Annotated in this window: 1 protein-coding gene; it reads left to right on the forward strand. The window is 66.2% G+C overall.

Annotated elements, in window-relative coordinates; all coding sequences use genetic code 11:
• Positions 1-86: 86 nt before the first annotated feature.
• Positions 87-1220: an IS630 family transposase gene (locus tag ABZ885_RS41525; protein WP_360200444.1), complete on the forward strand. Its 1134-nt coding sequence runs from the start codon at positions 87-89 to the stop codon at positions 1218-1220.
• Positions 1221-1227: the final 7 nt, after the last annotated feature.

Genomic DNA, 1227 nt, shown 5'->3' on the forward strand with positions numbered 1-1227 from the left:
TAGTGCCGTATCAGGCAACGTTCGCCTCGTCGTGACGTGTCGCCCGGTTGCTGAGCCGGGCGGCACCGGACCGTCAGAATGATCACGTGGCTGAACGTGTGCAGGTCCGTGAGATCGATGACGACGAGGGCAGACGGCTGTTGCGGATCGTCCGCCGGGGCACTGGGTCGGTGGTGACCTGGCGCCGGGCCCAGATGGTGCTGCTGTCCGCCCAGCGCATGCCCGTGGCGAAGATCGCCGAGGTCACGTTCACCAGCGCGGACCGGGTCCGCGACGTGATCCACAACTTCAATGCCGACGGCTTCGACTCGCTCTACCCGAAATACAAGGGCGGGCGGCCAAGGACGTTCACTCTGCCCGAGCGCCGCGAGATCAAGAAGATCGCCAAGTCCAAGCCGGCCGAGCACGGCCTGCCGTTCTCGACCTGGAGCCTGGCCAAGCTGGCCGACTTCCTGGTCGCCGAGGGGGTGGTCGACGACATCAGCCACGAGGGCCTGCGCATCCTGCTCCGCGAGGAGGGCGTCTCCTTTCAACGCGTGAAGACCTGGAAGACCTCCCGCGACCCCGACTACGCGACGAAGAAGGCCCGCGTCGAACACCTCTACGCCATCGCTGACGGCGAGGTCATACCCGAGGAAGGCGAGCCCGAAGTCATCTTCTGCCTCGACGAGTTCGGGCCGCTCAACCTCCAGCCGCACCCCGGTCGGCAGTGGGCCGAACGCGGCGGCAAGGGCAAGGACTCCGACCGCGAGCCCAGACCCCGGCGGCGGGCTACCTACACCCGACCGCACGGCGTCCGACACCTGTTCGCCGCCTACGACCTCGCCAAGGACCAGCTCTACGGCCACGTCAAGAAGACCAAGAACCGCTCCAAGTTCCTGGAGTTCTGCCGCTACCTGCGCTCGCTGCACCCGGCGGACGTGCGCATTGCAATCGTCTGCGACAACTACTCGCCGCACCTGACGACGAAACGGTGCCAGCGGGTCGGAACCTGGGCGGCGGCGAACAACGTCGAGATCGCCTACACCCCGACCAACAGCTCCTGGCTCAACCGGATTGAGGCGCAGTTCACCGCTCTGCGCTACTTCGCCCTCGACGGCACCGACCATCCCAGCCATAAGGCCCAGGGCAGCATGATCCGCCGCTACATCATCTGGCGGAACAAGCACGCCGCCGATCAGCGCCTACGCGAAGTCGTCACCAGGGCCAACATTGCCTGATACGGCA

The sequence above is a fragment of the Kitasatospora sp. NPDC047058 genome (genome assembly GCF_040643935.1).
Lineage (GTDB): Bacteria > Actinomycetota > Actinomycetes > Streptomycetales > Streptomycetaceae > Kitasatospora.